Origin of the sequence: Paenibacillus agaridevorans, assembly GCF_003112455.1 — a bacterium.
Classification (GTDB): Bacteria; Bacillota; Bacilli; order Paenibacillales; family Paenibacillaceae; genus Pristimantibacillus; species Pristimantibacillus agaridevorans.
In genome coordinates this window covers 1-3,542 of record NZ_BDQX01000242.1, presented here as the reverse complement: position 1 = coordinate 3,542, position 3,542 = coordinate 1, and the positions used below count along the sequence as shown (strand labels likewise).

The 3,542-nt window shown below is 48.9% G+C and carries 3 protein-coding genes; all 3 read right to left on the bottom strand.

The genetic code is table 11. The features are described 5' to 3' along the window. On the bottom strand, positions 1-468 hold a 468-nt coding region (locus PAT3040_RS20970; RefSeq protein WP_108994274.1), incomplete at its 3' end, for a CpsD/CapB family tyrosine-protein kinase. Further along, on the bottom strand, positions 449-1,219 hold the full coding sequence (locus PAT3040_RS20965) for a YveK family protein (protein ID WP_108994273.1): 771 nt from the start codon (positions 1,217-1,219) through the stop codon (positions 449-451). The genes PAT3040_RS20965 and PAT3040_RS20970, both read right to left, overlap by 20 nt. A 211-nt stretch (positions 1,220-1,430) precedes the next feature. After that, a complete protein-coding gene (locus PAT3040_RS20960) occupies positions 1,431-3,512 on the bottom strand; it encodes an S-layer homology domain-containing protein (RefSeq protein WP_146200498.1) in 2,082 nt (693 codons plus the stop codon). Positions 3,513-3,542: the final 30 nt, after the last annotated feature.

Genomic DNA, 3,542 nt, shown 5'->3' with positions numbered 1-3,542 from the left:
GTCGATCAGGATGACGTCGTATTGCGACTTGAGATGTTCAATAATCGCAGACATCCGGTTAGAGCCTAACATCTCCGCCGGATTTGGCGGGATTGTCCCCGACGTCATGACATTCAGATTCGGGATATCCGTCATCTGGACAACCTCTTCGATGGTGCATTGCTTCGAGATAACGGACGATAGTCCCCATCTGTTGGAAACGGAGAAGGTATGATGGGCAGTAGGCTTCCGCAGATCGGCGTCAATCAACAGCGTATTGCGCTCTGACTGTGCGTAAGCGACCGCGAGATTTGCGATCGTCGTCGACTTACCTTCGCCCGGTCCCGCAGAAGAAACCATAATGACCTGCAGCTTCTCGTCGATGGAGGAGAAGTCTATGTTCGTACGCAGGGCCCGGTAGGACTCCGATATCGGAGAACGGGAATTCGTAAGGGTAATCAACTGACGTTTATTTTTCGACCGTGACACGCTCTAATTCCCCCCTGACGTAAGGTTTATTGGCTTTCTTGCGCGATTGATCCTGTCCCGAATCCTCCGCACCCATCTTGGATATCATGGCTAGTGTTGGTTGATCCAGATATTCCAACACATCCGCTTCCGTCTTAATCGTGTCATCGAGGTATTCCAGCAGGAAGACGATACCGACGCCAACCATTAATGAGACGACGAATGCAATCGCGATATTAAGCGGCACGTTTGGCGATACGGGTCCCGGCTCGCGCGTCGGATCCGCCTCATTTAGAATGGACACGTTCTCCACCTTGAAAATATGCTGAATCTCCTCGCGGAACACTTTCGACACGGCATTCACGGTCTCCGCCGCTTTACGATATTCCGTATCCTCCACGACCAGCGTCATCACTTGCGTGTTATTAACGGAGCTGACCTTGATCCTTTGCGCCAACTGTTCAGCCGTTAACCCAAGCTCAGGGTAACCTTCTTCGACCTTATCCAGGATAGCCGGCGTCTTGATGATTTCCTTGTATGTATCAATCATTCGAATATTCGTATTTATTTGGTTCAAGTCCAGCTGTCCTGTCGTTAGCTGCGATTGGGTCTGATTAACGATGATCTTCGTCGAGGCTTCATATAGAGGATCCTTAAAGAACAGGCTGAATACGGCCGCAGCCGCGGAGCTGAGAAGAACGAGTATGAGTATGAATGGGAGTCTCTTGCGAATAATAGTCATGTACTGTCGCAAATCTAGTTCGTTTGACACTTAATACTCCTCCATTAGGCACAACACAAATCTATTTTTCATGCCTTTTGAACTATGAATATCCTAATATTAACCTATGATCCGATATATTACTACAACAATGGCGGTAATCGCGAAAAAATCTTCCTCCCATCCACATGGGAGGAAGATTATTCCATTGAAAACTTCTTGCTGAGTTTATGACTCAGCGCAATGTACGATCAACTTTTAATTAAACCTCAAAATTGAATGCACGGTAGATGATAACTGCAGCTTGAGCGCGTGTTGCGCTTGCGTTAGGAGCGAACTTACCTCCGTTGCCTACTACAATGCTATGTTCGGCAGCAAACGCTACGCCTTGCTTCAGCGTTTCGTTAATTTGCTCCGCGTCGGCGAAAGCTTGCAGCGCTTTTTCGACATCTTCAATGTCTGCTGCACCGCTCGTTGCTTTTAGACCGCGTGCAACCATCGTAGCCATCTCCGCGCGGGTAACTTCAGCATGCGGATCGAATCTCGTTGCGGAGCGGCCATAGATAATGCCGTTCTCGGAAGCTGCAGCGATGTAAGGAGCATACCATGCGTCATCTTCCACGTCTGCGAATTTTTCTTTTGCAGCCTGGTTGTTCAGGTCAAGCGCGCGAACGAGCATTTTCGCGAATTGTGCGCGGGTTACTTTGGCCGATGGATCGAATTGACCTTCCAGCTTGCCGTGAATAACGCCCTTGGCTGCAATAACCTCGATTGCGCGGCCAGCCCATGCGTCTACGCTCGCCGTGTCGTCGAAGGAAACCGAGTTCTCTACGACTACATAGGACGAGAAGGAATCGCGGCTTTCGATGATTGTTTTGCCTTTGACGCGGCCGCCGTGGAATTCAAGCCCGTCCTTAAGAAGCTTGGCAACGGTCAGAAGCTCCGTATCTAGGCCCGTTGTATCGCCAAGCGGGAATACAATTTGAATCGGATTGCTGAAGGTTGTCGTCGACTTGCCGCCCACAGAGAGAATGAACTCGAATACATCGGATGCCGCTTGCAGACCGCCGGTTACTTCTTCAGTAGCCTCGGATTTGTTGATTTTGAAGTCTACAGCATTGGAGAACGTACCACCAACCGGTAGTTTAACCTCCAAGCCGCTAACTTTCAAAATAATGCCTGTGAGTCCAACCTCAACAGCTTTCTTCATGACTGCGTCGGATAGAGCAATAACAAGGTTATCTTGGGCAACGTTGCCGAAATCGACCGTTACATCCAAGTTTTCGATTGTTGCACCAGTCGCTTCTTCAAGAGCTTCAACAACTGCGCCAATACCAGCGATGGCAGCCAAAGCCTTGTTCTCGTCCAGCTTAAGCGTTGCAACATCACCACTAACGGTTACTGAAGTGCTCAGGTCGGACAACTTGTCGATCAAAGCTTGCGCCTCTGCAATCGCTTCTGCGATAAGCTCAGCCTTCTCCTCGTCGCTAGCGTTTTCCAGCTTCTCGGCGAGCTCCTCGAACTTCTTTTCCAGCTCTTTGACTTCGGCTGGAATATCGATAGTTGCAGGAGGTACGTAGATGCCGCCGCTCCATGGAGGGGTCGATGGGAATGCGGCCTTGTAGGCTTTGTTAAGGGCGTTATAGGCCGCGATAACTGTTGTATTGCTAACACTGCTGTTTTGCAAGCCAACATAGATATCAGCTAGATCCTCGCCTGTAATATCGGCCTTCGTTGGACCCGCTAATGTTGCAACATTCGTGTTCGAAGCGATAGCGTTAGTAGCCGCCGCTTTTAATTGATCTTTAATTGTAAGGATATTATCCAGGTTGATGTCAACCAACAGCGTAGAGAAATTCACCTGAAGCTGCAAAATAACGGAAGCCAAGTCCTCAACGGACAGAGCTGTCAATCCGTGCGTCGTCCTAATATGCCCTAGCAAACCAGCATACTCACCCGCGTAGTATTCGAATGTATCCTCGGCATCGTTAGGAATCACATTAGAAAGAAGCTCAATAAGCAGACCCTGGAGATCATCCGAAATATCAGAATTCCCTTTTGCAATCTTCGCCACTAGCCCGGACACGATAGTTCCGTCTGCCAATGCTGTTTGAAGCTGGCCTTTCAGTTGATTTACAGCCTCTAGACCTTCCGTGTCTTTGACCAACTCGGTATAAAGCTTGTCGGACTTTGTAATCAAGTCAGACAGATTAGTAGCGTAAGCTACATTGTTAAAACCAAGCTTCTCGGACAGCCCCTTGCTGCTGAGAGGAATTCCCGCGAATGCGGACATCGCTACGCTTGCCGCGATTGTCGTTACCGCTAGTTTTCTTTTAAAAGTCACTTTCAATCACCTCTATATTAGAATTAATGC